This is a genomic window from Maribacter luteus, from assembly GCF_009674825.1.
GTDB lineage: Bacteria > Bacteroidota > Bacteroidia > Flavobacteriales > Flavobacteriaceae > Maribacter_A > Maribacter_A luteus.
Genome location: NZ_WKJH01000008.1, coordinates 20,005 through 37,497 on the forward strand (window position 1 = coordinate 20,005; position 17,493 = coordinate 37,497).

A 17,493-nucleotide genomic window follows, 5' to 3' on the forward strand; every position below is an offset into this window, starting at 1 on the left:
CTTTGAAGTACCAAAAACTTCAAAAATGAAAATAACGTTCCTAGGTCATGCTTCACTTTTGATTGAAGCTGAAAAAGCATCCATTTTAGTAGATCCCTTTATTTCAGGAAACGAAAAGGCTTCCGGAAAAATCAATATTACCGATCTTAAGCCCGATTATATTCTTGTAACCCACGCACATCAAGATCATATTTTAGACGTAGAGGAAATTGCAAAGGCCTCTGGTGCGATCGTTGTAAGTAATTTTGAGATCGCCACACATTATGAGACAAAGGGAATAAAAGTACACCCGATGAACCATGGTGGTCAGTGGCAGTTCAATTTTGGAAAACTCAAATATGTTCATGCCATTCATACTTCATCTTTTCCTGATGGGTCATATGGTGGCCAACCCGGTGGATTCATTCTGTCTACTGAAGGGAAAAACATCTATATTGCCGGCGACACCGCTTTGACAATGGATATGAAACTGATTCCATTGAGTACGAAATTGGATCTTGCCGTTTTACCGCTTGGGGACAATTTCACCATGGGTATCAATGATGCGATTTTAGCTTCTGATTTTGTGGAATGCGATAATATCTTAGGGTATCATTACGACACTTTCGGTTATATTGAAATTGATCATACAGTGGCCATTGATGAATTCAAGAAAACCGGAAAAAAATTACATTTGCTGGAGATAGGTGGTTCTTTGATTATCTGACCTGGCTTCTTAGGACCATTTTGTGCAATAGTCTTGGAAAAAACCGTTTTAGGTAAACGCCTTTCGTTTCTCCTTTTCCGATATATACCTCGAACTTTTTTTGTTCAATGGCACGAATCATTTTTTTAGAAAAAGTTGTGGCCGAGAGCCCGTTCTGTGTGGCGACATCATCATTTTCCTGTGCGCTACCATCTCCTGTGAGGGCATTTTTCGCAATATTGGTCTGTACAAAACCAGGGCAAACCAAGGTAACGGAGACCCCATCCTTTTCATGCTCCATACGCAAAACATCAAAAAAACCATGAAGCGCATGTTTGGCCCCACAATAACCAGACCTATAGGGTGATCCAAATTTCCCCATTAAACTGGTAACGGTAACAAAATGTCCTTTTTTGGTTTGGATAAAATAGGGGAGAAGGGCCTTGGTCAAGGCAATGGTTCCGAGGTAATTGATGTCCATCAATTTTTTATAGACTTCGAACGCGGTATCGATAATCAATGAGCGCTGGCTAATTCCCGCGTTATTAATGAGAATGTCCACGGAGCTATAAAAGGAAAGGGCTTGTTCCACAGTTTGCCCCATGGTTTTAAAACTCCCTAAATCCAATGGTAAGATCTTTACTAGGTCTTTTTTTGCGCAATTGTTCCTAACGCGCTGTAATGCTTCTTCGTTTCTAGCGGAAATGATCAGTTTACAGTTTTTTTCACTTAATGCATAGGTTAGTGCTTCACCTATACCGGAGGACGCTCCCGTAATCCATACCACTTTACCTTCGATACTTTGCATTTCTTTGTTTTTTAGACCTAAAATATAGTTAAATTTGGCAGCAACGAATGCAGGCCTCAGTAAAAAAATATACGTTAGATTTTAAAAGACCCAGTGGTACTTCGCGCGGAATCCTTACACAAAAGGAAACTTGGTTCCTGATAATAAGGAAAGATGGTAACTATGGGATTGGGGAATGCGGTATGTTCAAAGGCCTTAGTTTTGACGATGTACCCGGATTTGAGGAAAAACTTGAATGGACATGCAGGCATATACAAAAGGGTTTACCATATCTTTTAGACGAATTACGAGACTTTCCTAGTATTCAATTTGCTGTGGAACAGGCTTTTTTGTCTTTAAATTCTGAGGATTTCCTTGATTTATTTCCATCGGCATTTACAAAAAGCGAAGCCCATATACTTATAAACGGACTCATTTGGATGGGCGATGAATCTTATATGCTGGAACAGATACAACAAAAATTGGAAATGGGCTTTCGATGTTTAAAACTAAAGATAGGGGCCATCGATTTTAGGGCCGAAATTTCCCTCTTAGAGGCAATTCGTAAGGAGTATTCACAAGAACAGATAGAACTGCGCGTCGATGCCAATGGGGCTTTTAAACCCATTGAAGCTTTAGATAAACTCAATGAATTGGCTAATTTTGGATTACATTCCATTGAACAACCCATACGTCAAGGCAATATTCTGTTAATGAAGGACCTATGTGCAAAAACACCCTTACCCATAGCCTTGGATGAAGAATTGATCGGTGTGGTCGATATTAAAAAGAAAGAAAAGTTGTTGGAAACTGTTAAACCCCAGTATATTATATTAAAACCAACATTGGTCGGGGGTTTCAGGGGAAGCGGGGAGTGGATTGAAATTGCGGAACGTTTGGGTATTGGTTGGTGGGTCACCAGCGCGTTGGAAAGTAATATCGGTTTGAATGCCATTGCCCAATGGACGTACACCTTAAAGAATACAATGCCTCAAGGTCTGGGTACAGGCGGGTTGTATACCAATAATTTTGAAGGCCCGCTACAGGTGGAAAAAGGATATATTTATAGCCGAAAGAATAAAGGTTGGCAACCGAATTTAATAGAGAATTTATGTTTATAGAACAAGGTTACAAAGGTAATTTAGGATTGTGGAAATATTGGGTTCCTATCTTGGGCTTTTCAGCGATGATGGTGGCCAATTACATTATGACCATTAATTCCCCGGTAGATACCGATGTGATGATGAAGAGTATCATTGATAAAATAGGGCTCAATGCATTTTTCATCTTGGCCATAGGACCTTTGGTTGCTGGGTTTTTCATTATTCTTGGATGGGTATATTTGGTGCATGGGCAGTCGATAACCTCTTTGACCACATCCCGTAAAAAGGTAGATTGGAAAAGGATATTATTCGCTTTTTCATTGTGGGGAGGTATTACAGCCGTTATGATGTTGGCCGATATTATGTTATCGCCCGAGGATTATGTCTTCAATTTTAAGCCCATTCCTTTTTTGGTACTATTTGTCATGGCCGTGGTCCTGGTGCCTTTACAGACCAGTTTTGAAGAATATATGTTCCGGGGACATTTGATGCAAGGCCTTGGTATTATGGCGAAGAATAGATGGGTGCCCTTGATTGTTACCTCCGTACTCTTTGGGGTTATGCATGCCGCGAATCCGGAAGTAGGTAAAATAGGATACGGTATCATGGTTTTTTATATTGGAACTGGATTCTTTTTAGGGATTTTGACCTTGATGGATGAAGGACTTGAACTGGCTATCGGTTTTCATGCAGCGAACAACCTTACGGCAGCATTACTGGTAACCGCCGATTGGACCGCTTTCCAGACCAACTCAATTTATAAAGACGTATCACAACCCACTTTAGGATGGGATATTTTTATTCCGGTACTGGTAATCTATCCGATTCTGTTGTTGATTTTTTCCAAAAAATATGGGTGGACCAATTGGAAGGAAAGACTTACGGGAAAAGTGATGGATAAAGAAATATTTTTAGCACAAAACACAGAAGAAGCGCATGTATAGGGATATTCATTATAAGTTCAAATGGAATGGAGCATCCATTGAATACAAAGATCTAGGGGAAATAAGCTATAGCTTGATCAAAGAGGGGGAGCCCTACCAAAAGGCCATGGGGGAATTTTTATTGGATTGGATCGACAAGAACGATTTTATCCCCGTAAAAACATCAGGGTCAACTGGCGAACCCAAGGTGATTTATTTAAAAAAACAGCATATGGTCAATTCGGCCAAAATCACAGGAGCTTATTTTGATCTTTGGCCGGGGCAGTCTGCCTTATTATGTCTGCCTGGGGATTATATTGCAGGTAAAATGATGTTTATAAGGTCAATGGTACTTGGTTTGGAATTGGATTGGGTGCCACCTTCCTCGACTCCATTGAAAGATTTGGAACGTTGTTATCACTTCTGTGCCATGGTTCCCCTGCAATTGGAAAACTCTTTGGATCAGATCAACCATATCAAAACGTTGATCGTAGGTGGTGCTCCGGTATCAGTGGCCCTAAAAGCAAAGATCCAGGATAAAATGACGGATATATACGAGACCTATGGAATGACGGAGACCATAACCCATGTCGCCGTAAAGAAAATAAACAATGGGGTCAAGGACTGTTTTGAGACATTGCCCAACATCTCCATCGAAAAGGATGAAAGAAATTGTCTTGTTATTAATGCACCTAACTTGAATAATGAGCGAATCGTTACAAATGATATCGTGGAACTTGTCTCTGACAAAGAATTCAAATGGTTGGGTAGGTATGATAATGTGATAAACTCAGGAGGGATCAAATTATTACCTGAACAGATTGAAAGAAAACTTAGTTCCGTATTAGATCAAAGATATTTTGTTACCGGTGTACCAGATGACCTATTAGGGCAAAAATTGATTCTTTTGATTGAAGGGAAAAACGAAGATACCGATCTTTCGGAAAGGATTAAGACTTTGGCGACATTGGAAAAACACGAAGTTCCCAAGGATATCTTTTTTGTTGAAAAATTCGTGGAAACTGTCAATGGTAAGGTGTCTAGACAAAAGACACTTCAGGAAATTTTAAAGTGACCCGATTTTAATTGCAAGATTAATTTGTATTTTCATAGCTAAAACCAACCTATGAAAAAAATCGCATACTTTTTATTCACCATCTTTTCCATTACTGCATATTCCCAACAGGTTCTTCCCAAGAATGAACGGGCCAGAATAGTTGATGAAATATTGGCGGACAGATTCAACAACCTATTGCCTGGTCTTATGGATAAAAGCGATATTGATCTGTGGGTGGTTATTTCACGGGAATACAATGAAGATCCGGTTTTACGAACCATGTTGCCGGCAACATGGTTAAACGCGCGAAGAAGAACCATCTTGCTTTTTTACAGGGATAAGACGAAGAATAACATAGAAAAGTTGGCAGTTGCCCGTTATAATGTGGGAGAGAATATTGTTTCTGCCTGGGATAAGGAAAAAGAACCTGATCAATGGAAACGATTGATGCAATTGATCTCGGAAAGGAATCCGTCTAAAATAGGGCTTAATTTTTCTAAAGACCACAATATTGCCGATGGATTGGATAAGACCGATTATGATGCATTCATGGACAATTTACCCAAAGCATATCATAAAAAAGTGGTTTCAGCGGAACAGTTGGCGGTTCGTTGGATCGAGACTCGTACGGAACGGGAGATGGTCATCTATAATCAATTGGTAGACATTACACATGATATCATTGCAGAGGCATTTTCTGAAAAAGTAATTACACCCGGAGTTACTACTACAACTGAGGTTGAGTGGTGGATGCGGCAAAAAGTGACCGATATGGGGTTGGAAACATGGTTCCACCCTACAGTCGATGTACAACGAACGAGTGAGGAACTTGTTGATCATTTGTATTCCTTTTCAGGTAGGCCCGATGATATGGTAATCCGTCCAGGGGATTTGTTGCATTGTGATTTTGGTATTACTTATTTGCGCCTGAATACCGATTGCCAGGAATTGGCATATGTTTTAAAGCCAGAGGAAAAATCAGCCCCTAAATTTCTTGTCGACGGATTGATGGCCGGAAACAAAGTACAGGATTTCTTAACAAAGAATATGATCAAAGGCAGAACAGGAAATGAAATTTTGGCCAAAGCATTGCAAGATGCCAAGGCAGAAGGACTTCGTCCGGCCATTTATACCCATCCTTTGGGGTTATATGGGCATTCGGCAGGTACAACAATTGGTATGTGGGATGCGCAAGGAGGGGTAATGAAAGATGATGGGGAAAACTATCCGTTAAATCCCAATACGGTGTATGCCATTGAATTGAATACGACCATCACTATTCCCGAATGGAAACGTGACATTCGTATTATGCTCGAAGAAGCGGGGTTCTATGGTGAAAATGGCTTTCGCTATGTAAATGGTAGGCAGACGGAACTATTGCTGATACCCAGAGTAAAATCGCATCAGGGGAATTAAACCTGCAAAACCCCCATATTAAATTGCTTTTCAATAGGCGCATGGTTAGCGGCTTCTATTCCCATTGATATCCATTTACGGGTATCCAATGGGTCTATGATAGCATCTGTCCATAAACGGGCAGCGGCATAATAGGGCGAAACCTGATCATCATAACGTTCCTTTATTTTACTGAAAAGGGCTTCTTCCTTTTCTTTGGTAATCGTCTCTCCCTTTTTCTTTAAAGAGGCTTTTTCTATCTGTAATAGAACCTTTGCGGCTGAATTGCCACTCATAACCGCAAGTTCGGCACTTGGCCATGCTACGATCAGTCTAGGGTCATACGCTTTACCGCACATGGCATAATTACCGGCACCATAACTGTTTCCGATCACAACCGTAAATTTTGGTACCACCGAGTTACTAACGGCATTTACCATTTTAGCCCCGTCCTTTATGATTCCACCTTGTTCGCTTTTACTACCTACCATGAACCCAGTGACATCCTGTAGAAATACCAATGGAATTTTCTTTTGGTTACAGTTGGCAATGAAGCGTGTTGCTTTATCTGCGGAATCGGAATATATAACTCCCCCGAATTGCATTTCCCCTTTAGCTGTTTTTACAACTTTACGTTGATTGGCCACGATGCCAACGGCCCACCCATCAATCCTGGCATAACCGGTGAGAATGGTTTTTCCGTAGCCTTCTTTATATTCCTCAAACTCGGAATTATCGACCAATCTTTCGATAATATCATGCATATCGTAAGGGTCTGTCCTGGAGCCGGGAAGAATTCCGTAAATATCATCAGCATTTTCTTTGGGATTTTGGGCATCCTTCCGATTGAATCCAGCCTTATCAAAATCCCCGATTTTATCTACGATGTTTTTGATTTTGGTTAAGGCATCTTTATCATCAAGCGCTTTGTAATCAGTTACTCCACTTATTTCACTGTGGGTGGTTGCACCACCGAGCGATTCATTATCAATTTGTTCGCCAATAGCGGCTTTTACCAAATAACTACCGGCAAGGAATATGCTTCCTGTTTTGTCCACGATCAAAGCTTCATCGCTCATTATGGGTAAATAAGCACCCCCTGCCACACAACTTCCCATGACAGCGGCAATTTGGGTAATTCCCATACTGCTCATGATGGCATTATTCCTAAAGATGCGACCAAAATGTTCTTTGTCCGGGAAGATTTCATCCTGTAAGGGAAGATACACTCCGGCACTATCGACCAAATAAATAATGGGTAATCTATTTTCAATGGCAATTTCCTGGGCGCGAAGGTTTTTCTTTCCGGTAATGGGAAACCAAGCTCCCGCTTTTACAGTGGCATCATTGGCCACTACAATGCATTGTTTTCCTTGTACATGGCCTATTTTCACAATTACCCCACCAGAAGGGCATCCCCCATGTTCCGCGTACATTCCTTCTCCGGCGAAGGCACCTATTTCCAGGCTGTTCCCGTCATCATCCAACAAAAAGGCAATACGTTCCCGAGCGGTCATTTTCCCTTGTTTGTGCTGCTTTTCAATACGGGTTTTCCCACCACCTAATTTTACTTGGGCCAGTCGCTTGCGTAACTCGGATAATTGCAATTTATTTTGATCTTCGTTTTTGTTGAACTTTATGTCCATATACTATCGGATTTGTAAAATATTCGGTTAAAGATAAGGAGTAAAATTGATTACTTTTGGGTATAATTTAAAATGAATATGGGACAAAAGATACGATGGGGAATTATAGGTTTGGGCGGAATAGCCCAAAAATTCGCCAATGACCTTAATTTGGTAGATGATGCTGAAATTATCGCAGTTGCTTCAAGAAGTATGGATAAAGCGGATGCTTTCGCCAAACAACATCAAGCAAAACATGCCTTTGGGTCGTACCAAGCATTATTTGAATGTGATGAGGTAGATGTTGTTTATATCGCCACACCGCATACGGGACATAAAGAATGGAGTATTAAGGCGATGAACCATGGCAAAAGTGTGCTTTGTGAGAAACCGATGGGCATGGATCGTTCGGATGTGGAAGAAATGGTTTCGGTAGCGGAAAAGAACAAGGTTTTTCTCATGGAAGCGCTTTGGTCGCGTTTTAATCCTTCAATAAGAAAAGCAAAAGCTTTGGTTGAGGCCGGTGAAATTGGGGAATTAGGTTATTTACATGCCGATTTTGCATTTTATGCCTTGGATAGACCAGAGGATGGAAGGTTGTTGAATCCCGAATTGGGTGGGGGCTCTTTGTTGGATATTGGTATATATCCTATTTTTCTTTCTTATTTGTTTTTGGGTATGCCCGTTAATATAAAAACATCTTCCAAATTTTATAAAACAGGGGTAGAGGTACAAACCTCGATGATATTCGAATACCCTAAGGCACAAGCGATTTTATACAGTGGCCTAACTTCCGGTTCAAAAATGGAAGCAGAAATATCGGGTAGCAAAGGGGCTTTGTTCCTTAGTCCCCAATGGCACATTGCCCAGGGTTATACATTTAAAAAAGGGGATGATGCCGATTATGTTGAATTACCTACGCCCGGTTTTGGTTATACGTATGAAGTGGAAGAAGTACATTCTTGTTTAAAACAAGGGAAGTTACAAAGTGATCTTTGGAGTCATAAAAACAGTTTGGACCTTGCAGAATTATTGGAAACCATACGGGTCAAAAATGGCATCAAGTTCCCTTTTGAACAATAAAATCAAGGCTTACACGATATTTTCACCTAAAATTTACGATATTTACAGTTACCTAAAACCTAACTAACAAGATATGGGAATGAATAAGAACACGGTATTGGCCTGGGCTACTTTTATAATGATTTTCGTAGGTCTTGCCTTGATCGCGCTGGGAGCTTTTAGATATGATGAAATTGCAGGCTGGGGCTTTGCTTCGGTAGGTATTGGTTTTTTTGCCATTGCCTGGGTTTTCAATGCGCTCAAAGGAAGGGTCTAACCAAAAGAATATCCAATAATTTAATACAGAATAATCAATGTCTGACGATAAGAAAGTCATTTTCTCCATGTCCGGAGTTACGAAAACGTATAAAAATGCGAATACTCCGGTACTGAAAGATATATACCTGAGCTTCTTTTATGGTGCCAAAATCGGCATTTTAGGACTTAATGGTTCGGGAAAATCAACCTTGTTGCGCATTATAGCAGGGGTAGATAAGAATTTTCAAGGCGATGTGGTTTTTTCGCCGGGATACAAAGTAGGGTACTTGGAGCAGGAACCCAAGTTAGATGAAGAAAAGACTGTGCTCGAAGTGGTCAAGGAAGGTGCGGCCGAAACCGTTGCTATTTTGGATGAGTACAATAAGATCAATGATATGTTCGGCCTGCCGGAAGTGTATGAGGATGCTGATAAAATGCAGAAACTCATGGATCGGCAAGCAGCCCTACAGGATCAAATAGACGCTACGAACGCATGGGAGCTCGATACTAAATTGGAGATTGCCATGGATGCCCTGCGTACACCGGAACCCGATAAAAAAATAGGGGTATTGTCAGGTGGGGAAAGAAGAAGGGTGGCCCTATGTCGGTTGTTGTTGCAAGAACCGGAGATTTTACTCTTGGATGAGCCTACGAACCATTTGGATGCCGAATCGGTACATTGGTTAGAACATCATTTGGCACAATATAAGGGTACGGTAATTGCCGTGACGCATGACCGTTATTTCTTGGATAATGTTGCTGGTTGGATTTTGGAACTCGACCGTGGGGAAGGAATTCCTTGGAAAGGGAACTATTCCAGTTGGCTGGATCAAAAATCCAAACGAATGGCCCAAGAAAGCAAAACGGCCTCGAAACGCCAAAAGACCTTGGAGCGCGAATTGGACTGGGTACGGCAAGGTGTTAAAGGACGCCAAACCAAACAGAAGGCGCGTTTAAAGAATTATGACAAATTAATGAGCCAAGACCAAAAACAGCTCGATGAGAAACTGGAAATCTATATTCCTAATGGACCCCGTTTAGGGACCAATGTTATCGAAGCGATTGGGGTTAGTAAGGCTTATGGGGATAAACTGTTATATGAGGATTTGAACTTTAAACTTCCCCAAGCAGGTATTGTTGGGGTTATAGGGCCTAACGGCGCTGGTAAAACCACTATTTTCCGAATGATCATGGGAGAAGAAACCCCGGATAAAGGAGAGTTCATTGTTGGGGATACAGCTAAAATAGCCTATGTTGACCAAAGTCATTCCAATATTGATCCGGAAAAGACCATTTGGCAGAATTTCAGTGATGAGCAAGAGTTGATCATGATGGGAGGAAGACAGGTGAATTCCAGGGCCTATTTGAGTCGATTCAATTTTTCAGGCAGTGAGCAGAACAAAAAAGTGAACATGCTTTCCGGTGGGGAACGTAACCGTTTACACTTGGCCATGACCTTAAAGGAAGAAGGGAACGTACTTCTTTTAGATGAGCCAACAAACGATTTGGATGTGAATACATTAAGGGCCTTGGAAGAAGGTTTGGAAAACTTTGCAGGTTGTGCAGTGGTTATTTCCCACGACAGATGGTTCCTAGATCGTATCTGTACGCATATTCTTTCTTTCGAGGGGGATTCCCAAGTTTATTTCTTCGAAGGTTCATTCTCGGATTATGAAGAGAACAAGAAAAAACGTTTAGGCGGTGACCTGATACCGAAACGAATTAAATACAAGAAATTGATACGCTGATAAAAAAAAGCCCCTTCAAAATTTTTGAAGGGGCTTTTTTAATAGACTGTTTTTCGTATTACTGTTTTAAGGATTGCTTCACCGGCTTCGGAATTTGATTTTCAATCTTTTCCCGATCACCAACCACGATCAAGGTCATATTTTCCGGCTTAATATATTTTTTTGTCATTTCTTGAACTTTTTCAGGAGTTACTTCATGCATTTTTGCCACTTTATTGGTCAAGAACGACTCGTCAAGATCATGGGTGTCCAAAAATATCATCTGACCAATGATTCCACTTGGAGTGGAGTTTTGGAGGACATAGATTCCTGATTCGTAATTGATGATACCTTCCATTTCCTCTTTGGAAGGTGGTTCGTTCTGAAGCTTCTCGATTTCCTTTTTTATTTCGGTCAATGAAGCCCCGGTATGTTCGGTGGTGACATCTGCGGATTCATACCACACACCACTCTTATACCTAGTATCTAAACTACTGTATGGTGAATAGGTATATCCTTTGTCCTCCCTAATATTACTTGTGATTCTTGAAGCAAAAGAACCTCCCAATATTGAATTGGTGATGTCCAAAGCAATGTAATCCTCATGTGAAGGCCCTATAACGGGGAGACCATAATAAATGGTAGACTGTGGAGCTCCTGGTCTATCAATGATCTTAACTTCATTTGAAGCTACAGGTTTGGCGATGTTGTATTTCGAAGGTGTTCCTTCACGCCAATCCAAGAAAGCCTTTTCAACTGTTTTTTGTACCGCATCCCTATCAAATTTGCCCGCTACATAAACTGTGGTTCGTACTGCTCCAAAATGTTCCTCGTAGAATTGTTTTATATCGTCCACGGTATAGGATTCTATCATTTCATCAGACGGATAAACCCTGCCGTATGGATGATCTGGGTATAACTGTGCATAAAAATCGCGACGCGCTTGTGAACCTGGTCTGGACAGTCGAACCGATAGGTCACGCTTCATATCGGCTTTGAGTCTATCTAACTCTTCTGCAGGAAATTTTGGATTTTTCAGAACATCGGCCATGAGCATAATCGCTTCTGGGGCAAATTCATACAAAACAGAGCTATTCATTGAAGAAGTATGAAGGCCAACACTTATGTTCAGGTTACCACCCATACCGGCCATTTCATCGGCAATTTGTTTTGATGATTTTGTTGTACTGCCTTCTTCCAACAAATCGGCCAGTAGATCGCTTAACCATACTTGGTTTTCATTCTCATCAATATTTCCGGTTTTAATGCTGAACCTTATTGTGGCCTTTGGGATAGAGCCATAAGGCACCATGACCAAGGTTAGACCATTGTCCAGTTTCACGGTTTCTTTTTTAGGTAAGGAGAAATTTTTCGGTTCCCCACCTTTTGGAGGTTGCTCTTTTTCTTGGGCAATCAATGAAAATGAAAAGAAAAAGATCAATATGTATGTAATACTAGTTTTCATTTGGATTGTGTTTTTTCGTTATCAGCTAAAAGAGGATTCACCGTAAGAATGGTACGGTTCGTATTGATCAAATACTCGTCTATGGTTTTTTTGACGATATCCGGGGTTATTTTTTTGAATTCGTCTTCTAGGGTATTTATACGTTCCGGATTGTCATCAAAAAGTGCAAAACTGCATAATAGGTCTGCACGCCCTAAACCAAAGGTTCCTCCTATGTCGTCGTATAGTTGCGAACGAAGCTTAACAAGCGCTTGATCAACCGTCTTTTGGGTAATATTCTCTTTTAGGTTGGTCATGACCTCGTCTATAGCCGATAATATTTCTTCTCGCGATGTTTCGTTATCATAGGTAAAGTCATACATCCAGATCATGGGGCCTTTATAGTTGAACATATTTCCCAGATAATTAATACCTCCACCAACATCAGATGAATATCCTTTGTCTTTTTCTAATTTCTGGGCCAATAAACTATTGTCACCTTGGACCAAAATTTGATCTAGTAGTCCCATGGCATAATATTCTTCGGTGTTTCGTTCTGGCATGTGGTAAGCCAAAGCAATAGCAGGTTTGTTGGCCAACGAATCGTTTTTCACGAACTCTTTTTGTTCAACTTGCTTTGGTTCGCTTATATCCGGTTGTTCAGGAATTTCGGCAGAAGGGATGTTGGAAAAGTACTTGTTTATCCATGTTTTTGCTTCATCAATATCAAAGTCGCCTACTACTGATATGGCCGCATTGTTCGGGGCATAGTAAGTTTTGAAGAAACTTTGGACATCTTCGAGGTTCGCAGCATCCAAATCTTCAAGATCCCCATAAAAGTTATGGGCATTGTACCAATTTGTGTTTGCATATTGGGGCATATCCAACCACGGAAACCCACCGTAAGGCTGGTTCAGGACATTTACCTTGACTTCATTTTTTACAACTCCCTGTTGATTGGTCAAATTTTCCTGGGTAATATCCAATCCCCGCATTCTGTCAGCTTCTGCCCATAGCATGGTCTCTAATTTATGCGATGGTACGATTTCAAAATAATTAGTGAAATCAAATCGGGTTGAACCATTAAGCACGCCACCGTTCTGCTGAATCAATTTTATGAACTCCATTTTGCCAAGGTTTTGGGACCCTTGAAACATCATATGTTCAAAAAGGTGGGCAAAACCGGTACGGTCTTTGGGTTCAATTCGAAAACCAATATTGTAATAAACGGCAACAATCGCTGTAGGCGAAGTAGTGTCTTTGGATAAAATAACCTTTAGGCCATTGTCCAATTTGTAATATTCCACGGGAACTTTAAATTGGGCCGTCTCCTTTTGTTGTTCTTCCTTTTCCTCGGCACAACTCGATATTAGTAATGCAAAGAGCATAAGGACAAACCATTTTGATTTGATTTTCATACAGTTGTTTTTAGATTAATGATATAGTTGGTATTATATTTTTTACTCTTATTTGCTTTGATCAATAGTCCTGATTCGGATACCAATCCAGTTGTATAACCTCAATGTTTGGGTCGGTCTTTTCAACTAAAGCCTTGAATTTAGCTACGTCACTCACGTCAGGTTTTCCCCTGTAATGATAAGGGTACACCTGTTTGGGTTTAAATTCCAATACGGCATCGGCAGCACTTTCCACGGTCATTGTGTAAGGTAGGTTCATACATACAAATGCTATGTCAATGTCTTTTAGGGCACGCATCTCAGGAATATCCTCGGTATCTCCGGAAAAATAGATACGTTGATCGCCCATATTCAATATATAACCATTCCCACGACCGATTTCATGGAAGTTTTTAGCTTCTTCCCGTAAGTTATACATGGGAACGGCCTCGATTTTTATGCCATAGCGTTCTTTGCTTTCGCCATTGTTGAGTACATCGATCTGAGGATTGAATTCCTCCGGTAACCCATCGGCAACAGCTTGTGGAACGATTATTTTTGCTTTTTCAGTATTTAGGGCCTGTAAGGTTTCTACATTTAGGTGATCCCCATGAATATCGGTAATCAAAATCAAATCAGGTTCTTTTTGGTCTTTAAAGGCATCCGCACCGCCGACAGGGTCTATATAAATCGTAATGTCATTCCAATCCAAAACGGCGGTCGCATGTTCTATTGGGGTAATTTTTAAGGTTTTGGAAGTAGGGTTCCCTTCTGGGGTTAGAAGCATATCTTCCATGGTTGCTTTTGCTTCCGGGCTCGAAGCATTATTTTCCGGCGATTTCTTTTCGTCCTTGCAGGAAACCATAATCATACAAATGGCAGTCATTAGAATTACGAATCTTTTCATGGTGCTTTTTTTAGTTTAGTTTCAATTCCATCTTAACATCACTTCTCGTATAGGGGAGGTCTTTTTCCAAAGGAACTTCTTTGAACCCTAATTTTCGATAGATATGTAATGCAGTATCCAATTTTGTACTTGAATATAAGATAATTTTTTCCCATTGTTGGTCTTCGGCAAATCCAATCGCGAATTGCAGTAGGTTCTGACCAATTTTCAAACCATGGAATTTTGGTGCTACGGCCATTTTGCCCAGCTCATAAACCGTATCGTTTAAGTTGATAAAGGCAAAGCATCCGGCTATTTGCCCATCGTATTCAGCGAAAAAGATATGGCCGCCTTTGTCGATTATCGATTTTTTACAATTTTCCAGAATTTCTTTGTCCTTGGCTTCCAAATGAAAGTATTCTTTTATCCATGTCGAGTTCAAATCACGGAAGTGGTTGATATACTTGTCTTTAAATGGGATTATTTTGGTCTTCATGTCTAAATCTAAAAACATAATACCCCCTAAAATACAGGATTACGAAGGTATATTTTAATATAAATGTTAAATATTTTCAACTATAAAAAATCCAATCAGAAAATTGAACCGTATATAAATCACGAACAAACACTTTTAAAAAGGTAAAAGTTAATTAATTTTTAGATTATGACTGAAACGAAGAATAACAATGGATTAAAAGTATTGGCAGGTTTGCTAGGTGTTGTACTTTTAGGTGTGATCATTTACACAGTGAGCCTTTATCAGGACAAGAAAAAAACCGAGTCTGTACTTACCCAAGAGAAAGAATTGGTCGTTGAGGATCTAAACAGCTTAAAGTCTGAATATGACAAAGCTATTTTGGAAAGCAACGCTACCAATGAAGAGTTGGTAACTGCTAGGGACAATATTGCGAAGTATCTTGATTCTGTAAAAACAATGAAAGCTGATATCGCTTCTTTGTCAAGATACAGAAGACAGGTTAGTGTCTTAAAAGCTGAAAGGGAACAATTGCTTAAGCAAGTGGATTCTTTGACAAGATCGAACACATTGATTGCCATGCAACGTGACAGTACGTATGTTGAGTTGGAAAAACAAACTGTATTCAACGATTCATTAGTAGTACAAAACACTCAATTGGCCGATGTTGTTGAAAAAGGTTCTGCTTTGAATCTTTCCAAATTCAATGTAGATGCCGTAAAAGAACGTACCAGTGGTAAATTGGTTTCTACCTCTAGGGCAGGAAGAACGGATAAGTTCAAAATCTGTTTCACTGTAGCCGACAATATCATCGCTGAAGCAGGGGATAGGGAATTTTACGTAGAGGTTCTTGATCCTCAAGGAAACGTTCTTGGTGAGAGCTTCTCAAAAACGAACGATGGCGGAGCTTCTGTAACATACAGTAAAGCAACCAACTTCTACTACGAAAACAAGTCATTGGACGTATGTGATTATATTAGTAAGCCAGCTGGTGATTTCCAAAAAGGAAATTATATGGTAAATGTATATGATGACAAATTGAAATTGTTGGGAACTTCAAAGTTCACTTTAAAATAAAACACACTATCCATTCATACAAAAAGGGGCAATCTTAATTGATTGCCCCTTTTTATTTTTAATTGGTTTTGGTAATTTATTTTAAACTACCCACCATGTCCTCAGGTTTTACCCATTCATCATACTCCTCAGCAGTAACGTAACCTAGATTAACGGCTTCCTCTTTTAGGGTAGTACCGTTCTTATGTGCCGTATTTGCAATTTCAGCAGATTTATAATATCCTATTTTAGGATTAAGGGCTGTAACCAACATTAAGGAATTGTTCAATAATTGTTTGATCACTTCATGGTTTGGTTCAATACCTACCACACAATTGGTTTCGAAACTTAAACAAGCATCGCCCAATAATTCGGCAGATTGCAAAAAGTTCGCTGCCATTACGGGCTTAAAGACATTCAACTCATAGTGTCCTTGTGTACCACCTACGGTAATCGCAACGTCGTTGCCCATCACTTGTGCACATACCATGGTAAGGGCCTCACATTGGGTTGGGTTTACCTTTCCAGGCATAATTGAACTTCCTGGCTCGTTGGCAGGAATAATGATTTCCCCGATTCCTGAACGAGGACCGGAAGCCATCATACGAACATCATTGGCAATTTTATTCAATGATACGGCCAATTGTTTTAAAGCACCGTGGCTTTCGACCATAGCATCATGTGCTGCTAATGCCTCGAATTTATTTTCAGCCGTTTTAAAAGGTAACCCGGTAAATTTGGCAATATATTCAGCTACTAGTACATCATATCCCTGTGGAGTGTTTAAACCGGTTCCTACAGCTGTTCCCCCAAGGGCAAGTTCACTTAGGTGGTCTAAAGAATTGTTCAAGGCTTTTAAGCCATGTTCCAATTGAGAGGCATAACCGGAAAACTCTTGCCCTAGGGTTAGGGGAGTGGCATCCATTAAATGCGTTCGTCCTATTTTGACCACATTTTTAAATTCCTTCGATTTTTTCTCCAAGGTCTCCTTAAGCTTGGTGACACCAGGAATGGTTACTTCTACGATTTTCTTGTAGGCTGCGATATGCATGCCGGTAGGGAAAGTATCGTTGGAAGATTGTGATTTATTCACATCATCGTTCGGTTGAATGGTCTTTTCCCCTTCACCGATAACATTACCTGCAATTTCGTGTGCGCGGTTCGCAATGACCTCGTTTACGTTCATATTGCTTTGTGTACCTGATCCGGTTTGCCAAATTACCAAAGGAAACTGGTCATCGTGTTTGCCGTCAAGGATTTCATCACAAACATTGGCGATCAAATCTCTTTTCTTCTCATCAAGTACGCCCAATTCATGGTTGGCATATGCCGCTGCCTTTTTTAAATATGCAAAGCCGTAAACGATGTCCAATGGCATGGATGCCGCTGGTCCGATCTTAAAATTATTCCTAGAACGTTCAGTCTGTGCACCCCAGTATTTATCGGAGGGCACCTCGACTTTTCCCATCGTGTCTTTTTCTATTCTAAAACTCATATGTAAGGTGTTTTTTATTTCTTGCAAAGGTACTTCATTGCGAGATTTTAAGAGACTCAGGTAAACCTTAATTTTAGAAAAATCATCATTTTTTTTGAATTTGATTTGTTCTTTTGAA

General features: G+C 40.3%; 16 protein-coding genes. 9 read left to right on the top strand and 7 right to left on the bottom strand.

Features of this window, described 5'->3' with window-relative positions; translation table 11 throughout:
* Positions 1 to 25: 25 nt before the first annotated feature.
* Positions 26 to 706, top strand: a complete 681-nt coding sequence (locus GJ691_RS10515) for a metal-dependent hydrolase (RefSeq protein ID WP_154366647.1) — start codon at positions 26 to 28, stop codon at positions 704 to 706.
* On the opposite strand, the gene GJ691_RS10520 is transcribed toward GJ691_RS10515, so the two are convergent.
* Positions 699 to 1,493 (bottom strand): SDR family oxidoreductase, encoded by a 795-nt coding sequence (locus GJ691_RS10520; protein ID WP_154366649.1) that lies wholly within the window; start codon positions 1,491 to 1,493, stop codon positions 699 to 701. The two genes, GJ691_RS10515 and GJ691_RS10520, sit on opposite strands and share 8 nt — an antisense overlap.
* Before the next feature lie 47 nt (positions 1,494 to 1,540).
* On the opposite strand from GJ691_RS10520, the gene GJ691_RS10525 reads away from it, so the two are divergent.
* From GJ691_RS10525 to GJ691_RS10540, 4 genes are read left to right on the top strand one after another with little or no spacing between them, the layout of a single operon-like run.
* Positions 1,541 to 2,593: an o-succinylbenzoate synthase gene (locus tag GJ691_RS10525; RefSeq protein WP_154366651.1), complete on the top strand. Its 1,053-nt coding sequence runs from the start codon at positions 1,541 to 1,543 to the stop codon at positions 2,591 to 2,593.
* Positions 2,584 to 3,519, top strand: coding sequence for a CPBP family intramembrane glutamic endopeptidase (locus tag GJ691_RS10530; protein ID WP_154366653.1), 936 nt, complete (start codon positions 2,584 to 2,586; stop codon positions 3,517 to 3,519). Before GJ691_RS10525 ends, GJ691_RS10530 begins: the two co-directional genes overlap by 10 nt.
* Complete coding sequence (locus GJ691_RS10535) at positions 3,512 to 4,573, top strand: AMP-binding protein (RefSeq protein ID WP_154366655.1); 1,062 nt, start codon at positions 3,512 to 3,514, stop codon at positions 4,571 to 4,573. The genes GJ691_RS10530 and GJ691_RS10535 overlap by 8 nt, the downstream gene beginning before the upstream one ends.
* A gap of 51 nt (positions 4,574 to 4,624) precedes the next feature.
* Positions 4,625 to 5,971 carry a M24 family metallopeptidase gene (locus tag GJ691_RS10540; protein ID WP_154366657.1) on the top strand — a complete coding sequence of 449 codons (1,347 nt, stop codon included), beginning with the start codon at positions 4,625 to 4,627 and terminating at the stop codon, positions 5,969 to 5,971.
* Here the strand turns inward: GJ691_RS10540 and GJ691_RS10545 are convergent.
* Positions 5,968 to 7,596: an acyl-CoA carboxylase subunit beta gene (locus tag GJ691_RS10545; protein WP_154366659.1), complete on the bottom strand. Its 1,629-nt coding sequence runs from the start codon at positions 7,594 to 7,596 to the stop codon at positions 5,968 to 5,970. The two genes, GJ691_RS10540 and GJ691_RS10545, sit on opposite strands and share 4 nt — an antisense overlap.
* Positions 7,597 to 7,674: 78 nt before the next feature.
* Between GJ691_RS10545 and GJ691_RS10550 the strand changes: the two genes are divergently transcribed.
* The 3 genes from GJ691_RS10550 to ettA all read left to right on the top strand — a co-directional run bounded on the left by GJ691_RS10550 (position 7,675) and on the right by ettA (position 10,643).
* Positions 7,675 to 8,658, top strand: a complete 984-nt coding sequence (locus GJ691_RS10550; protein ID WP_179955091.1) for a Gfo/Idh/MocA family protein — start codon at positions 7,675 to 7,677, stop codon at positions 8,656 to 8,658.
* 73 nt (positions 8,659 to 8,731) lie between these two features.
* A complete protein-coding gene (locus GJ691_RS10555; protein WP_154366663.1) occupies positions 8,732 to 8,914 on the top strand; it encodes a CAL67264 family membrane protein in 183 nt (60 codons plus the stop codon).
* Between the two features lie 37 nt (positions 8,915 to 8,951).
* Complete coding sequence (ettA, locus tag GJ691_RS10560; protein ID WP_154366665.1) at positions 8,952 to 10,643, top strand: energy-dependent translational throttle protein EttA; 1,692 nt, start codon at positions 8,952 to 8,954, stop codon at positions 10,641 to 10,643.
* A 58-nt stretch (positions 10,644 to 10,701) separates the two neighbouring features.
* On the opposite strand, the gene GJ691_RS10565 is transcribed toward ettA, so the two are convergent.
* The 4 genes from GJ691_RS10565 to GJ691_RS10580 form a co-directional block, all read right to left on the bottom strand.
* Positions 10,702 to 12,087 carry a M16 family metallopeptidase gene (locus GJ691_RS10565; RefSeq protein WP_154366667.1) on the bottom strand — a complete coding sequence of 462 codons (1,386 nt, stop codon included), beginning with the start codon at positions 12,085 to 12,087 and terminating at the stop codon, positions 10,702 to 10,704.
* A complete protein-coding gene (locus tag GJ691_RS10570) occupies positions 12,084 to 13,484 on the bottom strand; it encodes a M16 family metallopeptidase (protein WP_154366669.1) in 1,401 nt (466 codons plus the stop codon). The genes GJ691_RS10565 and GJ691_RS10570 overlap by 4 nt, the downstream gene beginning before the upstream one ends.
* 61 nt (positions 13,485 to 13,545) lie before the next feature.
* Complete coding sequence (locus GJ691_RS10575; protein WP_154366672.1) at positions 13,546 to 14,370, bottom strand: MBL fold metallo-hydrolase; 825 nt, start codon at positions 14,368 to 14,370, stop codon at positions 13,546 to 13,548.
* 10 nt (positions 14,371 to 14,380) lie between these two features.
* Positions 14,381 to 14,845 carry a GNAT family N-acetyltransferase gene (locus GJ691_RS10580; RefSeq protein ID WP_154366674.1) on the bottom strand — a complete coding sequence of 155 codons (465 nt, stop codon included), beginning with the start codon at positions 14,843 to 14,845 and terminating at the stop codon, positions 14,381 to 14,383.
* 168 nt (positions 14,846 to 15,013) lie between these two features.
* Here GJ691_RS10580 and GJ691_RS10585 point away from each other — a divergent pair, with 168 nt between their 5' ends.
* A complete protein-coding gene (locus GJ691_RS10585) occupies positions 15,014 to 15,901 on the top strand; it encodes a hypothetical protein (RefSeq protein ID WP_154366675.1) in 888 nt (295 codons plus the stop codon).
* 76 nt (positions 15,902 to 15,977) lie between these two features.
* On the opposite strand, the gene fumC is transcribed toward GJ691_RS10585, so the two are convergent.
* Positions 15,978 to 17,375, bottom strand: a complete 1,398-nt coding sequence (fumC, locus tag GJ691_RS10590; protein WP_154366677.1) for a class II fumarate hydratase — start codon at positions 17,373 to 17,375, stop codon at positions 15,978 to 15,980.
* Positions 17,376 to 17,493 lie beyond the last annotated feature (118 nt).